8 protein-coding genes are annotated in these 18,379 nt (G+C 51.2%); 1 reads left to right on the top strand and 7 read right to left on the bottom strand.

Features of this window, described 5'->3' with window-relative positions; translation table 11 throughout:
• Nucleotides 1-147: 147 nt before the first annotated feature.
• From VFS25_RS02585 to VFS25_RS02600, 4 genes are all read right to left on the bottom strand, one after another.
• Nucleotides 148-2,220 carry a T9SS type A sorting domain-containing protein gene (locus VFS25_RS02585; RefSeq protein WP_326460549.1) on the bottom strand — a complete coding sequence of 691 codons (2,073 nt, stop codon included), beginning with the start codon at nucleotides 2,218-2,220 and terminating at the stop codon, nucleotides 148-150.
• Nucleotides 2,221-2,240: 20 nt separating this feature from the next.
• Nucleotides 2,241-3,401, bottom strand: a complete 1,161-nt coding sequence (locus VFS25_RS02590; RefSeq protein ID WP_326460550.1) for a carbohydrate-binding protein — start codon at nucleotides 3,399-3,401, stop codon at nucleotides 2,241-2,243.
• A 417-nt stretch (nucleotides 3,402-3,818) separates the two neighbouring features.
• A complete protein-coding gene (locus tag VFS25_RS02595) occupies nucleotides 3,819-7,922 on the bottom strand; it encodes a glycosyl hydrolase family 18 protein (RefSeq protein WP_326460551.1) in 4,104 nt (1,367 codons plus the stop codon).
• 539 nt (nucleotides 7,923-8,461) lie between these two features.
• The gene (locus VFS25_RS02600) at nucleotides 8,462-10,846 is read right to left on the bottom strand and encodes a glycoside hydrolase family 127 protein (RefSeq protein WP_326460552.1); all 2,385 of its coding nucleotides are present in this window, start codon (nucleotides 10,844-10,846) and stop codon (nucleotides 8,462-8,464) included.
• A 168-nt stretch (nucleotides 10,847-11,014) separates the two neighbouring features.
• Between VFS25_RS02600 and VFS25_RS02605 the strand changes: the two genes are divergently transcribed.
• Nucleotides 11,015-13,642 (top strand): MGH1-like glycoside hydrolase domain-containing protein, encoded by a 2,628-nt coding sequence (locus VFS25_RS02605; protein WP_326460553.1) that lies wholly within the window; start codon nucleotides 11,015-11,017, stop codon nucleotides 13,640-13,642.
• On the opposite strand, the gene VFS25_RS02610 is transcribed toward VFS25_RS02605, so the two are convergent.
• The 3 genes from VFS25_RS02610 to VFS25_RS02620 form a co-directional block, all read right to left on the bottom strand.
• The gene (locus VFS25_RS02610) at nucleotides 13,623-14,633 is read right to left on the bottom strand and encodes an AraC family transcriptional regulator (RefSeq protein ID WP_326460554.1); all 1,011 of its coding nucleotides are present in this window, start codon (nucleotides 14,631-14,633) and stop codon (nucleotides 13,623-13,625) included. The genes VFS25_RS02605 and VFS25_RS02610 overlap by 20 nt on opposite strands.
• A 658-nt stretch (nucleotides 14,634-15,291) precedes the next feature.
• Nucleotides 15,292-16,269: an AraC family transcriptional regulator gene (locus VFS25_RS02615; protein ID WP_326460555.1), complete on the bottom strand. Its 978-nt coding sequence runs from the start codon at nucleotides 16,267-16,269 to the stop codon at nucleotides 15,292-15,294.
• A gap of 199 nt (nucleotides 16,270-16,468) precedes the next feature.
• On the bottom strand, nucleotides 16,469-18,379 hold a 1,911-nt coding region (locus tag VFS25_RS02620; RefSeq protein ID WP_326460556.1), incomplete at its 5' end, for a gliding motility-associated C-terminal domain-containing protein.

The following is an 18,379-nucleotide window of genomic DNA, read 5'->3' on the forward strand; positions in this document are numbered from 1 at the left end:
TACTTACTAACCCATTATAACATCACTCCTCCACTTTTACCGGTGGCAGGAGTGATTGCTTTTTACGGCGGTAGCACTGCTTCGCGGCGCGCAAAAAAGGGCCCCGGTTTACCGGGACCCTTACATTGTCACAGGGGTGGGATATTGTTAGTGTTTAATTACCTTACGGGTGATCACTTCATTACCAACATATATCTTCAGCACGTACATACCAGTGGGCAGGCTGGAGAGGTTAATGGTTTGCCCGTTGCTGATACGCTGGGCAGGCCTTACTTCTGTGCCGCTCATGTTATACACGCGGATGTAATACTGGTCGGCCTTGCTCTTCACTTTTACAGATAGGTTATCTGTAAACGGATTGGGCGCCAGTACTACGCTGATGGTGCCATCGTCATCGGTAGCTGCTGCAGCAGATGTTTTACCCGGTGCAACCAGGGTAACCGGGTTGCTCATAACAGCTTTTGCGGCTGCTGTAGAAGGCTGTACCACCAGTGAGGTAGCCCAGTCGTTCAGGTTCAACGGCTGGCCGTTCAGTGAAAGGTTGGCCAGGCAGGAGAAGTCGCCGCGGAACACGTAGGCATTGCCGCCGAAATTAATGTCCTGGTAAAGGATCACTTCATAACCACTCTTCACCTTTAACGCGGAAATATCATCGTTCGGAACGCCCAGGGCATTCAGGTCGGCCATGTTATAGCGGCCGGGCGCCAGGCTAACCGCATAACCGCCGTAATTGCAATCCTTATAAACAGTGGCTGCGCCGCTGCTGCTGCCGCCGGCAACATTGCCGGTAATGGTATAAGCGCCAATAGAGCCGTAGTTGGAATAACCGTCTGTAGCAGGGTTGCCGGCGCCGGTGCCGGTTACTGCTACATAATAAGTACCTGCTGCCAGGCTTGCATTAATGCTTGCCGGTAAACCGGAAGGGTTAGCGGTAGCCACTACGCCGCCGGTGCCGTTATACAGGGTAGCCAGTATATCCAGGTTGCCATGGTGGGGTGCGGGGTTGAAATTAATGCTGGCATTGCCGCCGGTAGTGGTGAAGGAAAACACATCCACATCCGCCGTACGTTCAATAATACCGCTGCTGCTAACATTACCGCTGCCATCTACATTCAGCACGGCGGCAGCGCCAATGGCATTGCCGTAATCATCTGCGCGGTAGCCTACGCCATAGGTAGCGCTGGTGATCTTTGCCAGGTCGTCCTCTTTCTGGTTGGCGTTGTTATATTCGCCTTTGCTCCATTGCACAATGGGTTTGTAGTAACCTACGCCCATAATGGGGGCCCAGTTGCCCTGGCCGGCGTAGTATTCTTCCGCAGGAGAGGTTCTGCCGTCGTGGCTCAGGCCAAAGGTGTGGCCTACTTCGTGGGAGGCGGCATCGCCGGCGCCTTTTACACCGCCGTTAAATACCCAGCAGGGGGTATCGTCATTCCAGTTAAAAGAGCCTACATAAGCTACGCCGCCTGCGCCGGGGGCTGCGGTGTTGGTGGGCGTAAAAATGCAGCGCATTCTCCTGTTCTTGGGATAGGTGTTAAACACAGCTTCGCTGGTAGTAACGTTCACGTGGAAAGGTTTGTAATCTTCACTTACCAGCTCCCATACTTCCTGCATTTCTGCTTCGGTAAGGGTAGCCGGTGCGGCATTAATGGGATTGCCGTTGTTCCAGGGAGTGCCTGAAACGTACTGGCCGTCAAAGTCCAGCAGCACACAGCCGTTAGCGCCGGGGTAGCTTTGCAGGTTAGCGGGTACGGCCGCCGCATTTACGCCCTGCGTTGCCCTAGCGGCGCCGGGCGCCTGCTCCATATTAATGCACAGTACCTTGTTAATGTCCTCTTCTTTCACATAGGCGTTACCGGTACTGTCTGAATAATATTTGTATGCTTTTTTGCTTTGCCTCAGCACAATGTTACCTTCTACCGTGTTGCCCTGTATGCGAACAAAGAAGGAGGAGCCGGGGGTATTGGCTATTTCACCGGCCAGGAACTCTTCTGTATCGCCGCCGGTGGAGCGGAAATTCACTTTAGCATTTAATGTGGTATTGGCGCTTATTCTCAGCTGTGCGCCGCTTACAAACTGTTGCTGCCGGGCAGTGGCCTGCTGGCGGAATTCGCGCACCAGGCTGCGGGTATTGCCCAGCTGAAATCCTTTCTGCTGGCCAAACACGGCAGATGTGACAAGCAGGAGCAGGAGGCCTGCGGTATATTTTAGAGCTCTTTTCATAAGGATATTGTTTAAGGGTTTTAAAGTTTGGTAATACGGAACCAGTTAATATTCCATCCGCCCGCCGCCGCATAAATGCCAAAGTTGTAGGTGCCGGCATTTATGTTCACGGTTTGGGAAATGGTGGTCCAGTTCTGCCATCCGCCGGTGCTGGGTACATCAATAGCGCCCAGTACTATGGAGCCTGCATTCAGGTCCTGCGAAAGGCGGCCGCCGCCATTAAGGCTGGCCACACGGTATTCGATTTTATAAGCGCCTGATGTGGGTACGGTAATATTGTTGTAGGCCATCCAGTCGCCGGTATCTATCCAGCCTACGTTCTGGCCGCCGCCTGCGTCGGTGGTGTTTTCTGTTTGCACGCCCAGCATGCTGCTGTAGCTCTCTGCCTGTACGGTCTGGCTCCAGGCAGGCGGGTTGCTGCCGCCACCATCCTGGTACACGCGTACATAGTCTACATACATCTTTGCGGGGAATGCGTTGTTGTCAATGTTGAAGCCGGGCCAGTTGCCGCCAATGGCAAAATTCAGCAGGATGAAGAAATTGCGGTGAAACTCTTCGGTGCTGTTAATGTTGTTGGCAATATTTGCTTCATTATACTGCACACCATCTACAAACCACTTGATGGAAGAAGGGTTCCATTCTATGCTGTAAACATGGTAGCCGGTAACGTTTACCGGGGTGCTGGAGCCATACGATGCATGATTGCCGTCCGGCCCCTGCCAGTGAATGGTGCCTACGGCATTGGCATCGGTGTTCACATGTTCCATAATGTCAATTTCGCCGCAGGCAGGCCAGCCAACGGAGCCTATGTTATCGCCCAGCATCCAGAAAGCGGGCCAGGCGCCGGAGAACGCCGGCATTGCAATGCGGGCCTCTATCTTACCATACGTCCAGGATTTTCTGCCCTGGGTTTTCATTCTTGTGGAGGTGTAGTTATAGCCGCCATAGCTTTCATGCCGGGCGGTAATTACCAGCTGGTTGTTTTCAATGGTAGCGTTTTCGCGGCGGTAATACTCCAGCTCATTATTACCCCAGCCGCCACCGCCGGTTTCAAATACCCAGTCAGGGCCAATGCTACCGTTAAACTCGTCTTGCCAAACGAGCTGCCAGTTTTGTGAGAATGCCGCTTGCTGTATGCCGGTAAGGGCTAACAGCAGCAATAGAAATTTTACTGGTTTCATGTGTTGTTTTTTTTGTGTTTCTAATGTGTGAATGGTTTTGAGATGGCTGTTGCCAGCTACAGTAATGATTGCCCCGTTAGTATGGGCCGGGTTAAAAGCCGGTATGCCTAACGGGGCATCGGCTAATTGCAGGTAAAACGGGTTTTGCATATGGTTAAGGTTTAATCTGCAGTGAGGGAAATATATTGTTCAATAACAGCCGTTCTGCATCAATAAACGAAGCGGCGGCTATGGACCGCAAATGCGGTACGCACAGCTTGTATGCCGGTAAAAGTGAGGTGGTTGTAATAATTTGGTAAAAGGGTTGTGTAAATGTTTTTGCTTCATGCATGCTGGTTTTTAATGAGTACAATGCTATTATCAAAAGGGAATGGTCCCGGAATAAACCGGGACCATCTCATTTTTCATTTTTAACTATTACTGTAGCCTTATCACTTTAGCAGTGGCTACGCGATGGGTGCTCCTGTTCTCTACTTTCAATATCCAGATGCCTGCGGGCACCTGGCCTGTTTGCAGCTTAATAAACTGTGTGCCTTTGCCGGCCGCCGTTTGTTCGGTGGTTAGCACAGGCGCGTTGCCTTTCATATCCAGCAGGGATATTTGTAACCTGTCGCCGGGCTGCGCATCCACCCTTACCTGCAGCTCGTTGCCGGTTAACGGGTTGGGATATACCAGCAGGTTCGCATTGCCTGTTGGCTGCGTTACTGTTTGTACGTTGGTGCTTGCAGCAGTGCGCGCCAGGCTGGCGCCGCAGGCGCCCAGCGGTTTCCACCACCAGTCGGCAGTGCCGGGGGTTACGTTGTACAGCGCATCTGACAGGCTTTCGTACAGCATGCCGTTGTACACAACACGGTCGCCTTTGTTGTAAATTTTCGGGTAAGGCTCATACGTGGGTACGCCTGCGCAGTTGCCGGTACCGCCGCCGCTGGTAACTACAACGGTTACTGCTGCAGATGTAGTGGCTGCGCCTGCATTGTCGGTAGCTTTGGCAGTAAGGGTATAAGTGCCGGCTGCTACGTTAGCCCAGGTGTAGCTGTAAGGGGCAGTAGTGCTCTCGCCCAGTTTGCTGCCGCCGTTAAAGAATTCCACTTTTGCTACGTTTCCATCGCTGTCGGTGGCGGTAGCCTGAATGGTAATGTTTGCAGGCGCTGCAAAAGATGCGTTGCTGGCAGGAGAGGTGAGGCTGATGGCGGGCGCTGTATTACCACCGCCGCCGGTGCAATCGCTCACGTATTGCCAAACCTTGCCGTCGCCGTTGTTAATGTCGGGCCGCTCATTCTGTGTCCACCATTTTGCTTTGTAAACTTTGCTGTTGTACACTACCTGCATATTTGCCGTGTACACGTCCGTTGCGGTCCACGCGGCTATACCGTTACAACCGCCGCCACCGTTGGTGCCTACCACAATGGTTACAGCGGTGGATGTGGTTACTGCGCCTTTGTTGTCAGTAGCTTTGGCAGTAAGCGTGTAGGTGCCGGCAGCTACGTTGGTCCAGCTGTAGCTGTAAGGGGCTGCCGTGCTTTCACCCAGCCTGGTGCTGCCATTGAAGAACTCTACTTTAGCTACAGAGCCGTCGCTGTCATTGGCGCTGGCCTGTATGCTTACGGTGGCGGGCGGCGTAAAGGTGGCATTGTTAGCCGGGGAAGTGATGCTTACAGTAGGGGCATTATTTCCGGGGTTGTTATTGCCAAAGAAGTAATCGTAGTAGTTGGTGGCAAATTCATCGCCATTCACCTTGTCCCAGTTAACAGACCAGGTCATAATGCCACGCAAACCAGGATAACCGGCCCCCTTTCTTAACGTATAGGCGCCGCCGTATGACTGGCCTTTGGTGAGGTAATCCAGCGCTTTCTTTACGTTGGCCGGAGTGGTGTAACCGCTGCCTGCCGCAGAGGTGGAGGCAGGTAAGCCAAAAGCTACCTGGTCTTCACGCAGGGCAGGGAAGGTTTGGCTGGTGCCGCTTACGGGGAAGCCGGCCAGCAGCATTTCCGTCATGGAAACAATGAAGTCAGAAGTAGCCGGGTTATACACCTTATTATCCAAACCCGTTACAGAACCGGTGTTGTACAGCTGCGGATGAATAAAGGTAAGCTCATCTTTCAGGCCGTATATCACCGGCAGGTAAGCGCCTACCAGCGGGGAATAGGCCGAGCCGTAAGCTGTTTGCACATAGTAGGTTTCCGGCGCCATGGTCAGCCAGCAATCTTTACCCTGGCCTTTGCGGTAGTTGATCACCTCTTTGCAGGCGGCAACCAGGTTCACCACTTTGGCAGTAGTAGGGTGGGTAAAGTCTTTATCGCCATTATCCAGTATCAGCGTGGTGCCGCCTTCCAGGTCAATGTCAAAACCATCAAAGTTGTACTGGTCCATTAAGGATTTGAGAGAGCTTACAAAGGCGGCTTTTTGTGTGGCAGTAGCTAAGATAACAATACCATTTTGCCCGCCTATTGACAGTAATACTTTCCGGCCCTGTGATTGCAGCAGCGCAACGTCCGATTTGAAATCGGCCGCGGAAACACCGTCCGGCGTAAACATAAGCGTAGCCTGGTCAGCGCCTGCTTCTGCAAAAGCAACGTCTATTACATTGTATTTGGCATTTACATCGCGCAGGCGAATATAGGGTGCATTCGCATCATTCCAGTTATGCCAGTAGCCTACTATTACCTTACCGGTGCCCTGGTTGCCGCCGCCGGTTGTAGCGGTGATGGTAACTGCGGCGGATGTGGTTACAGCGCCTTTATCGTCTGTGGCTTTAGCGGTAAGCGTATAAGTGCCTGCAGCAATATTGCTCCAGGTATAGGTATAAGGTGCAGCGGTTTTTTCACCCAGCTTGGCAGCGCCGTTATAGAATTCTACTTTAGCTATGGAGCCGTCATTATCGCTGGCCGTAGCTGTAATGGTTACACTGGCCGGCGCAGTAAAGGATGCATTGTTAGCCGGTGAGGAAATGCTTACCGCAGGTGATTGATTGCCGGTGCTGCCATTGGCAAATACTTCATTCAGCTTGTTCACCAGCTTGGATTTGGTGTTGGGGCAGTAGATCAGCTTTCCTTTGGCAACAGTGCTGCTGGTCATATCGGTCATATCGCCGAATACCTGCCATACGATTACGCCTGCCAGGCCGTTGTTTACAATGTATTGCGCCTTTTCACCAATAGAGCGTTCGTTATCGTAGCTCAGGAAGTAGTTGCCTTTTGTTTTGTAAGGCACTTTGGCCACATCATCCCAGTACTCCGTCCAGCCGGAGCCTGCGCCGGTGGCCTGCAGTATATAGCTGTAGGGCGGCGTACCGTCCCACAGGTCCTTTGCCCAGTTGGTATAGTCTGCGCAGGTTTGTATAGGACCATCTGGCTGCACGGTTTCGGCACGTTTGGTAGTGGCGCCGTTCAATGCTGCGGGGCCGCTGGTAATTACGCCGCGGCCATAAAAAGGCGCGCCCAGGTTTACCTTACTCATGTTAGCGCCCAGTTGGCGCAGGCCTTTTACAGTAGCGTCCAGCGAAAAGCCGCTGTACTCGGCACCCGGGTAATCATACAGCGGCGCGTTATGGCCTGCTTTGTTTGACCAGCCGCCGTTGTAGTCATAGGTCATCATGTTAAAATAATTCATGGAATTATTTAACCGTGACCACGGAAAGCCCTGCAGCTTGGAAGGCACTGCAGAAAAAGCGGCGCTGATCAGCTTATTGGGGCCAATGGCAGCGCGTACTGCCTCTACTAAAATGGCAAAGTTGGTATAGTCTGCCTGGCTGTAATGCTCAATGTTCATACCCGGGTCGTTAGGGTACTCCCAGTCAAAGTCAATACCATCAAAGCCCATGCTCATCAGCTTTTGGCAATCTGCCACAAACTTGGCGCGCTTGGTAGCATCGCCCGCTACTTCGGGATAGTGCTTGCACATGCTCCAGCCGCCGATAGAAGCCATTACCTTTACGCCTTTCTGGTGGGCCAGGTCAATAACGCCCGGTGCCCCGCCCTGTTTGGGAACCGACAGAGGGAAAGCGCCGGTAGCACCGGTATTCACATTCTTCCAGCCGCTGCCTTCATTGCGGTAGTCCAGGGAATAAGCATAACTGTTATCGGAAATATAGTACAGCGGGGCATCCAGCTCGCCATAGAGCAGGAACATGTCCCAGCTGCTGTAAATGTCTTCATTCACCAGCGGGGCAGGTTCCTGTACGGCGCCTACCTGGTAAATGTTCTTGTTGCGGAAATCGCCGCTGTGCAGCGATCCGTCTTTTGCCACACCAAAAAAAGAAAAGTTCAGGATCGTGTACTGGGAGTAGTCAACGTTCAGGTGGTTGTAGCCGCCTTTAGGCACCAGCCCTGCTACGTCTTTCCAGGCATCCCATTGGGTGATGTAACCGATCACCTGCTTGTTGTGCTGTTTGGTGGTAGCCGGCACAGATGGACTTACCTGTGCATGCGCGCTGCCCTGCCATAGCAATAGGGATAAACAGCATGCCTGCTTGATCCGGCGTAGCCAGCCGCCGGAATAAGGAGTAACTTTCAAGGTTCTCATATTAGGATAAATTTGGTTTGTTTAATGGCACACAGAAGTGCATCTGCCACAGGTGCCTTTACATCAACGAATTATAGGTTTTAATGAATAATGCATAGGTTCAATAAAAAGATATAGCGCGCGCAAAATCGATTTGGCCAAAGGTTACAAGATCAGCTCATGCATAGGTGTCGTTTATACAATCAAGAGGTACTACCAGGCCACGGTTTTTTTTACAACAAATATGTTCACTACACTATTCAGGGAACAAAGATATTGGGTACGGGAAAGATAAAAAACGCAGGTTAACAGGGATTACACATCGAAAAAATACGCATAAGTGCTGCGTAAATAACGGTACATAGTGTGAGTTGTACATTAAGCCCACACAGCGTTTCAGGCATCATCCATTTTTCGTATATGCAGGAACGGGCTAACCGGTCAGCGCCACGTTCCGGCAGCGCAATACTGTTTGCGGCTCATGGCCACAGAAGCGGGCGCGCCATATCAAGGGATGGCTTTTGACAGCGCCCCGCGGTTATTTCGCAGTTGGTTTACAGCTAATCTACTTTCCATTCCATAATGCCGGCGGCATGCTCTTTAGGCAGCTGCACTTCCATTCGCAGCGCGCTGGTTTGCACGGCTTCAAACTGCACATTATTGAAAGCATCTTTATTTGTCGTATAGGCGTTGCTGTTTTTAACAGGCGTCCATTTACCCGCAGCATCTTTATACAGCAGCTTCCAGCTCGCAGGCACCCGGCAGCCGCCCCAGGGGCCATCGTCATACCAGTATACCTGCGCATTGGAAACTTTAGCCGGGGCAGCAAAATCATACTCTACCCACTGTACCGTATCTTTTAGCGGCCACCAGTGGTAATAAGGTACGCTGCCGTCGTGTGAGCTGGCGGGCTCCAGCTGGTCGTTAAGCGCTCTTAATGTTTTGGTGGTATGTGAACCGCTTACCTTACTCCTGGAAGCTACGGTAGCGGGCCGCAGCGGTGTAACTGCAGCAGCCTTGTCTGCCACCCATACAGTCATATCACCGGGGCCGCGGTTAGCCCAGGCATAGTAGGGAATGGCGGTTACATTCGCCTCCTTTTCCACCACTTTATTACCGGCAGTAATAGCCTGCGTAACAGCAGCAGTATGTATTACTTCCACGCCGTTCAGCAGGTTGGGCTCAAAGCTGGCGGTGGCGGCATTTTGCTCATTTATCAGCAAATGCCTTACCGGTGCTTTGTTATCGGGCCATTCAAAGCAATACACCAGCGGGCCGCGTTGCAGGGCGGTCTTATTTTCATCTGCCCGCACCTGCGATTTGGCTTTTACATAACGTACATCCATGGGAAAGTGCACTTTAACTGCATCGCCTTTTTTCCAGCTGCGGTGAATGACAGCATAGCCATGTTCGGTTGTATACTCCGCCGGCCGGCCGTTTATGCTGATCGTGTATTTTTTTGTTTCAGGCGTGGCAAAGGTGTACAACCCGCCGGGCATGGGTGCTTCGTTTAGCCATGCCGGCAGGCGTATGGCCATGTCAAAGGTTTGGTTGCCGGCAGGGTTAATGGTAAAGGTAATATCACCATCCCATGGGTAATTGGTTTGCTGGTTTACCTCCACTGTTTTTTGCTGCAGGGGAATACGGGCGGTGCTTTGTACGAACAGGTTGGCGTAAATGCGGTTTTTACCCGTTGCATACACATAACCCGGTACAGAGGGAATAAAGCGGCATACGTTGCTCGGGCAGCACGCGCAGCCGAACCATTCGCTTCTTTCATGCTGGCCCATAGACTCCAGCGGGTTGGGATAAAAGAAACGGTTGCCTTTAATGGCCACGCCGGAGATCATGCCGTTGTAAAGTATCTGCTCCAGCACGTCGTAATATTTGGCATCTCCATGCAGCAGAAACAGGCGGTAATTCCAGTAAATATTGCCAATGGAAGCACAGGTTTCATTATACGCGCTCATGTTGGGCAGCGCATAATCCGGTCCAAAGCCTTCATGGCCGGCTTCTGCGCCAATGCCGCCGGTAATGTAGATCTTGTGGTCCACCACATCATGCCAGATGGCGTCAATGGCCTGTACATAGCCTTTATCGCCGGTAAGCGCCGCTACATCGGCCATGCCGCTGTACATATAGGTGGCGCGTACCGCATGGCCCACAGCGCGCGTTTGTTCTGTTACAGGGGCCTGCGCCTGGTTGTATTCACTGCCGTTGCCGCGGATGTCCAGGAAATATTTGGCCAGGTCCAGGTAGCGTTTGTCATTGGTAACGCGGTACATTTTTACCAGTCCCATTTCAATGATCTGGTGGCCGGGATAGTATTTCAAACCGCCTTCTATAAAGTCATGATATACCAGGTTGGCGTTTTTAATGGCAATATCCAGCAGTGTTCTTTTGCCGGTAGCCAGGTAATGGGCGGTGGCGGCTTCATATAAGTGGCCGGAGTTATACAGCTCATGGCTCAGCTCCGGGTCTTTTTCCCATCGCTTTTTGCCGGCCCAGCGATGCAGCTGCCCGCTGTCTTTTGCAATGGTGCGGTTGGTATATAAGTAACCATCCGGCTCCTGTGCTTTGCCAATGTAGTAGATCAGCGTGTCCAGCTGCGCCTCCAGCTTTTTATCGGGGTAGGTTTGCAGCGAGTAGCTGGCGCCTTCAATGATCTTATAAATGTCTGTATCATCAAACGGGTACTCTGTTTTGAACTTGCCTTTCTTGAGCTTGCCGGCTATCATGAAATTATCCACGCGGCCGGTTTTGTAGCATTGCTCCAGGGCAATGGGAATGGTTACCTTGTAGTTGGAAAGGATGCGCGGCGCCCAGAAATGGTCCGTTACCTTTACATCGGTAAAAGGTACCGGCTGAATAGGATAGTCCTGCGCAATAGCTGCTGCCCCGTGGATAAGCAGCAGGATAAGTGTCAGATGCACAATTTTTTTCATGTCAACGGATTTAGACCTGCATATGGAATTACTGTAAATGTAGGGATATATGGTTTTTATTAGTGACAATATTTTAACTGGTTTCGACCGGAATTTATTGTTCATCTGCGCGTTATGGAGTAACTTTTAGGTATTATAAAGGTTTTTATTCAACATAACGGGGATGCCATGAACAAAGAACAGGAACGGCTATTGCACAAAGACTGGAAAAAGTGGGGGCCATATGTATCAGACAGGCAGTGGGGCACCGTACGCGAAGACTACAGCGCAGACGGCAATGCCTGGGACTACACCACGCATGATATGGCACGCAGCAAAGCCTGGCGGTGGGGAGAGGAAGGGATTGCCGGCATTTGCGACAACCAGCAGCTGCTGTGCTTTGCCATAGCCCTCTGGAATAAAAAAGACCCCATCATCAAGGAACGGTATTTTGGGCTGAGTGGGCACCAGGGCAATCACGCAGAAGATGTAAAGGAGCTGTATTACTACCTGGATAGTACCCCTACCCACTCCTACATGAAAATGCTGTATAAGTACCCGCAGCAGCCTTTCCCATATACGCAGCTGCTGGAGGAGAACCGCCGCCGCGGCAAACAGGACCCCGAATTTGAGCTGATAGACACCGGCATTTTTGACAGGGATGAGTATTTTGATGTGTTTGTGGAATACGCCAAAGCCGCCCCTGAAGACCTGCTGATCAAGATTACCGTACATAACCGCGCGCAAACGCCGGCCGACCTGCATGTGCTGCCAACCCTATGGTTCCGCAATACGTGGGACTGGGGCTACGATAGCACCAAACCTTTGCTTTCCGGCAACGGGGCGGATGTAATAGATATTACCCATAAAAAGCTGGGCTATTACCAGCTGTATTGTGAGGATGCGCCGGAAATACTTTTTACAGAAAATGAAACCAACTTTCCCCGCCTGTACAATTACCAGGACGGTAAGCGCTTTTATAAAGACGGCATCAACGATTATGTGGTGCAGGGCCATACAGCAGCGGTGAATGATACGCTGCAGGGCACCAAAGCAGCAGCCAACTATCATTTTACAATACCCGGCGGCGGCGCCGCCACCATACGGCTGCGGCTGATGAAAGGCGCAGACTCCCATCCCTTTAAGGATTTTGATCTGACCTTCAATGCCCGGCAGCTGGAGGCCGATACTTTTTATCACACCCTGCAGCAAAAGCTGGCCACGGACGATGAAAAGCTGGTGCAACGGCAGGCCTTTGCCGGCATGTTGTGGAACAAACAGTTTTACTATTACTATGTAGCCCAGTGGCTGAATGGCGATCCGGCGCAACCCCCGCCGCCCGCGGAGCGGCTGACCGGCCGTAATAAAGAGTGGAAGCACCTGAATAATGAGGATATTATCTCCATGCCGGATAAATGGGAATACCCCTGGTATGCTGCCTGGGACCTGGCTTTTCACTGCATACCCCTGGCCATGGTTGACAGCACCTTTGCCAAGGAGCAGCTAAGCCTTTTAACCAGGGAATGGTACATGCATCCCAGCGGCGAGCTGCCGGCCTATGAATGGGCCTTTGACGACGTAAACCCGCCGGTGCATGCGTGGGCCGCCTGGCGCGTGTTTCAGCTGGATAAAGAATACAACAACGGCCAGGAGGACATTGCTTTCCTGGAGTCTGTTTTTCATAAGCTGCTGCTCAACTTTACCTGGTGGGTGAACCGTAAAGACACCAACGACAACAACATTTTTGAAGGCGGTTTCCTGGGCCTGGATAATATAGGCGTGTTTGACCGCACCGCGTCGCTGCCAACCGGCGGCTATATTGAGCAGGCAGATGGTACCAGCTGGATGGCCATGTACTGTTTAAACATGCTGCGCATATCCCTGGAGCTGGCCAGGCATAATAAGGTATATGCCGACCTGGCCACCAAATTTTTTGAGCATTTCCTGTACATAGCCGGCGCCATTAGCCGTATGGGAGAAGCCGGCGGGGAAGAAGGATTATGGGATGAGGAAGACGGCTTTTTTTACGACCAGATACGTTTTACCAACGATGGGGTTACTAAAATGAAGGTGCGCAGCATGGTAGGATTGATACCGCTGTTTGCCGTAGCGGTGCTGGATGAGGAAGTATTCACCACCCAGCCGGAGTTTACAAAGCGGCTGAAATGGTTCCTGGATTTCCGCCCCGACCTGGCCAGCCTGGTAAGCCGCTGGTATGAAAAAGGTACGGGAGAAATGCACCTGCTTAGCCTTTTGCGCGGCCACCGCATGAAACGCATACTGCGGCGCATGCTGGATGAAACAGAGTTCCTGAGCGACTACGGCGTGCGCTCCCTCAGCAAATACCATGAGCAGCACCCCTACGAATTTTGGCTGGATGGTAACCGCTTTACCGTAGCCTATGCCCCGGGCGAAAGCAACACCGGCATGTTTGGCGGCAACAGTAACTGGCGCGGCCCCGTATGGATGCCTGTGAATTACCTGATCATTGAAAGCCTGCAATACTTTCACCGCTATTACGGCGATGATTTTAAGGTAGAATATCCTACCCATAGCGGCAATTATTTAAGCCTGAAAGAAATATCAGTGGAGCTGAGCAAACGCCTGGTGCGCCTGTTCCTGCGCGATGAGAACGGCCGCCGCCCGGCAATGGGGGCACATGACAAGCTACAGCACGATCCTCACTTCAGGGACTACCTGCTGTTCTACGAATACTTTCACGGAGATAACGGGCGTGGCGCCGGCGCAGCGCATCAAACCGGGTGGACCGGGCTGGTGGTAAAGCTGCTTGAAGGCGTTACTGTGCATTTCTTATAAAAATAGGATCATACCCGTAATACTTTTCAAAGTCGCGGGTAAGCGCCAGGCGGTTACGGTACCCGGTTCTGTAAGCAATGTTATTAAGGCTGGACCTGGTTTGCAGCAGCAGGTCATAGGCCGCCATCATTTTTTGCTGCAGTATGAAATCATTTACCGGTATGGCAAATACCTGCTCAAAAGCTGTTTGCAGCACTACTTCGGGAGCCCCAAAGTGCTCGGCCAGCGCTGTGCTGGTTAACCTTTCCTGTACATTATGCTGAATAAAGTCCTGCACGCGGTTTGCCAGCGCAATGTGCGAATCAGGCAGGTGCACCGGCAGCTGCAGGGATTGCGCGTACTGCATGGCAAATTGCAGGTACAGGTCTACACAGCAGCGGTACAGGTAACATTCCGCCTGTACTTCCACATACCGGCAGGATAATAGCCTGCGCAGCAGCAAAGAGCCTATGACATTTATCCGGTAAGGCTGCTTGTTCACCGGGCCGTTTAAATGGTCGGTAGCGTGCAGGGTAAGCGGCAGCAGGCCGGGAAATTTTTCCGCCAGCGCAGGCAGCGTATCGGGCTGCAGGTTAATATGAAAGCTGGTAATCCGCTGGCCGGTGTCCAGCACGGCAGAATGAAAATCGGCGTGCAGGCTGAAAAGGTTCACCTCCTTCTCACTCAGCCGGAATGGTCCCATCTGGTCAATTACCGCATGTATGCTATCATCGTGCATATAATGCAGCGCCAGTATGTGCCGCGAAGTATAAGGGCGTAGAATAAAGTATTTGCGGGCGAAAATATCGTGGCCGAGTATGGAAAACTCGCTTACTTTAATATGCTGCGTAAGCATATCACAATCCTCATCCCGGTAAAAATAAGCGCCTGCATAAGGCATTAGCAGGTGCAGGTATTCATCGGGAATTTCTGCTGCAGGTGTATAGTTTTTGTCATCACGCTCAATGAGCAGCCATTTTTCTGAAGGAGTACTTGATGCATGCTTTTCCATGTGGAATAATGTTTAAATGTTAAATTCAGATGGCGTAACACAATACCGGTTTACGTTGGCACAAAATTATCTTGCGGCTTAGCTATAATATTCGCACGGGAACAAACAATCAATCAGGCGTTTTATTTTGTTAATATACGTAGCATCCTGTAAGCAGGATTTTCCTGCCGGCATTCCTGACAAAAAAATTATACAACCTGCCGTACCGGGATTAAATACTGGCAGGAAGGAGGGAAAAGCATCCGATGAAGATATGATTATGCCGCTGGAATAAAATGTTCCACCTGGAAAGGCAGAACCTGACTATATGTTCAAATAACCATAAAGACACCATATAGGTAGTGAACCTAGTTGAGTGTGAATAGAAAGTTGCTGAATGTATTAATCTCAAAACTTTTTACCGGAGCAGCACCCATCCCTTCAGTGTGATGGGAAGCTGCCACCGGTGGGAACAACGGAACCAGGCGTGAGCCGCCTTATATATATATAACGAAAGCTAAAGGTGCTATGCATGGCATTACAGGCATTGATAAATGTAGGTGCTGATGGGGCACTGTGTATATAAAATTCCTTAGAAAACCAGAATTATCACTTATCCGGCCCGTACTTTCTGCATATCATTTCCGGACAATCTCACCAAACAATCTCACCGGATAATTTACCGTGTATTGCGCAGGGCTTGTGGGGTAATGCCGTGATGTTTTTTGAACGCCCGGTTAAAATTGCTCATCTCTGTATAGCCCAGGTCATAGGCAATATCCGCAAGGTGCCGGTTTGTTGTGGTGATCAGGAAATAAGCCCTGGCCATACATTGCTCATGCACAAAGGCAGGCAGGCTTTTTTTGAACAGGCGCATAAAGTGGCGGCTGAGCGTTTTTTCATGCATATGGTTTTCCCGCGCCAGCCTGGAAAGCGTAAGATGAATATGCGGGTTAGCCTTTATCATTTCCCATATTTTAACCAGCAGGTTTTTATTGGGCATGGCCGGTAACCCGCTCAGGTGCTCCTGTTCGGTTAGCGCTTTACAATATTGGGTAAGTATTTTAAGTATGCCGGTTTTAAACTCCATCAGCAGTATGCCGCCGGTTTCCCGGCTATGGCGTATGGCCTGCAGCGCATCTGATACCGTATAATCTATCAGCACCGGCTGCAGCAGCTTGCCTTCGCTGCTGGCTGTCATTACCCGGTTCATTAATTCAGCTATCTCCTTGCTGCTTTCCGCCATCTCCTCCAGCCAGGTGTATTCAAGCTCCATGTGCAGCGACTCGGCATCGCCGGCCTCAAACCACGCTTCATTAACACTGTTAGGTAAATAAATTAAATTATAGCATTGCGGTTCCAGCAATACGCGGCCAAAGCCCTGTACCTGTGCAAACACTTTACCGGCCAGCATATGCCGTAATGCAAGGGTTGGCTGGTCAACAGAAAAGTAAAGGCTTACCGGCCGGGTAATCATGAAACGATAAATATAAATGCGGTAATGCTTATGAATAAAGGTTTGAATAAGAATGGTGCCAAACTGGTATTGCCTGTACTGGCGGTCACTCCAGGGCGCCAGGTAGGGTTGCAGATGATCGGGGATGGGTATGTCTTTACCCGGATCATGGGTTTGATCAGGGGCGATCAGAACGTTCATTACGTGAATAAATTATATGAGTTGATTAGGTTGATCTGTTTTTAAAGCAGGTTAATGTTGAATGTGCTCGTTTTTCATATATGGAACATAACTCCGGTACTTTCCGTAACAGAAACACTATAAAGCAATATTAAACAAAAACTGTTGAATTCAGCGCCACTGCTGCTAAATAGCTATAATGGACAATAGCGTATAACCTTTACCGTAGTAAAACAGATACCCCCTTCTTGAATACTTTTTCACCGGTGTCTTTATTCGTATAGCTCAGCATCCAGGCATAGGTGCCTACCGGCTGCGGCCGGCCGTTAACTGTACCGTCCCATTTATTGCGCCAGTCATTGGTTTCAAAGATCAGCTGACCTAAACGGTTGAATACAGAAAATTTGAGGTTAATGGCCTTATAGCCGTTAAGGGGGTACAGGTAATCGTTAATGCCGTCGCCGTTAGGGGTAAAGCCGGTTGGCACATCAATATAGCAGCTGGGCACGGCTTTGATAATATGATGGGCCGTATCAAAGCAATTCATGTTGCTTTGCACAATAAGCATGGCATCGTACTCCCGCTCCTCGTTAAACTGGGGATAAATTTGCGGCAGAGGGTTCATCGTAGTGGTAATAACGCCGTTGCCAAACTGCCACATGTAGCCTACAATGCCGCTGCCGGTGCTTTTATTCACAAAGGTAACCGCATCCTGCGGGCACAGTATGTCTGCAGATACGGTAAAATCCGCATGCAGCTCATTGGTTAATACAATATCCTGGCTGCTGCTGTCTGTGCATACGCCGTTTGATACGGTGAGCTGAATGGTATGCGGGCCAAAAACATCGTACGACTTCACAGGATTTTGCGCCGTGCTGAAGGTGTTCCCGTCAGAGTTCCATATCCATTTATTTACCCCGTTGGCGCCGTTGTGGGACAGCACTACGGTATCGTACTCGCAATGCAGGTGCATGGTATAGGTGAAGCTTGCATTTACAGTATCGCTGGTATTAAAGGGCAGCGATGTGCCGGCCGGCGATGGCTGCCAGCATTCGCTTAACAGGGTGTTGCCGTCGCTGCCTGGCTTTAATGTTACCTGGTAGGCGCCGCCCCGGTATACCGGGGTAGAGAGCTGTAAAACAATCGTATCTGCCAGGCCGTTATGGCAAAGGCCTGCAGCGCTTTGTATGTTTATAGGCGATGTGCCGCTGATACTGAAATCAGTGCCATTGGGGGCAATAGAGCTGCAGCGTACGGGCTGGGATAATACCACCTGTACCTGCTGTGGGGCGCAGCTTACCGGTACAATATGATCCAGGTAAGAGGGCGTGTATGCGGCTACAGTAAAGGCTGTAGGCGGTATGTTGTTACCGGTGCCCGCGGAGTTTTCGCAGGCATCCAGCAGGGAGTTGCCATCGGTGCCGGTTTTAAGGCGAACCGTATAATTGCCGGCCGGCAAAGGGCCGCTCAGGGTAAGCACAATGGAGTCCATATCAAACCCGTTTGTGCAGTTCACGCCCGTAGCGCCGGTAATGGCAACGCCCGCGCCGCCCAGCACAAAATCACTGCCGTTGGCTGCCAGGCTTTTGCATTGCACCTTTTTATTCAGCTTAACGCCAATGGCCGGCAGGCCGCAATGATAGCCTGCATGATCTATTTGTGGTACCAGGGGATCTGTAATGCTGGCTGTGCCACCGTTAAACTTCAGGTCGTACCCGCTTTGCGAGTCGGAGAAATGGCTGATGAGCAGCAGGTAATCGTGGCCTTTCTGAATGGTAGGCATGGAGCTCCATAAAGGCTGCCCAAAGCCGCCGCACACCTCCAGCGCGGCGCCTGCATTGGAAGCGCCGGTAATGCCATATTCACCGGACCATCCCGAAGCTACAAACAGCTGGTTGTTGGTGAACACCTGGCTTAACGAGCGGTTGGTTACATCAAACAGCTGCCAGTCATAATCTTCTTCCAGCGTATGCGGGGTAATGGTGAACCCCAGGGTGCCGGTGGCGTAACAGGTAAATTTATACCAGAAAGGGTTTTTATCGGTATAAGCATCGGGGCAGTTCATACCGGGAATAGTTCTGCCGCCGCAGATAGGTACGGATGATTGGGTGAAGGTTTTGGTACCGCATAC

Source organism: Chitinophaga sp. (assembly GCF_035761305.1).
In the GTDB taxonomy this organism is placed as follows: domain Bacteria; phylum Bacteroidota; class Bacteroidia; order Chitinophagales; family Chitinophagaceae; genus Chitinophaga.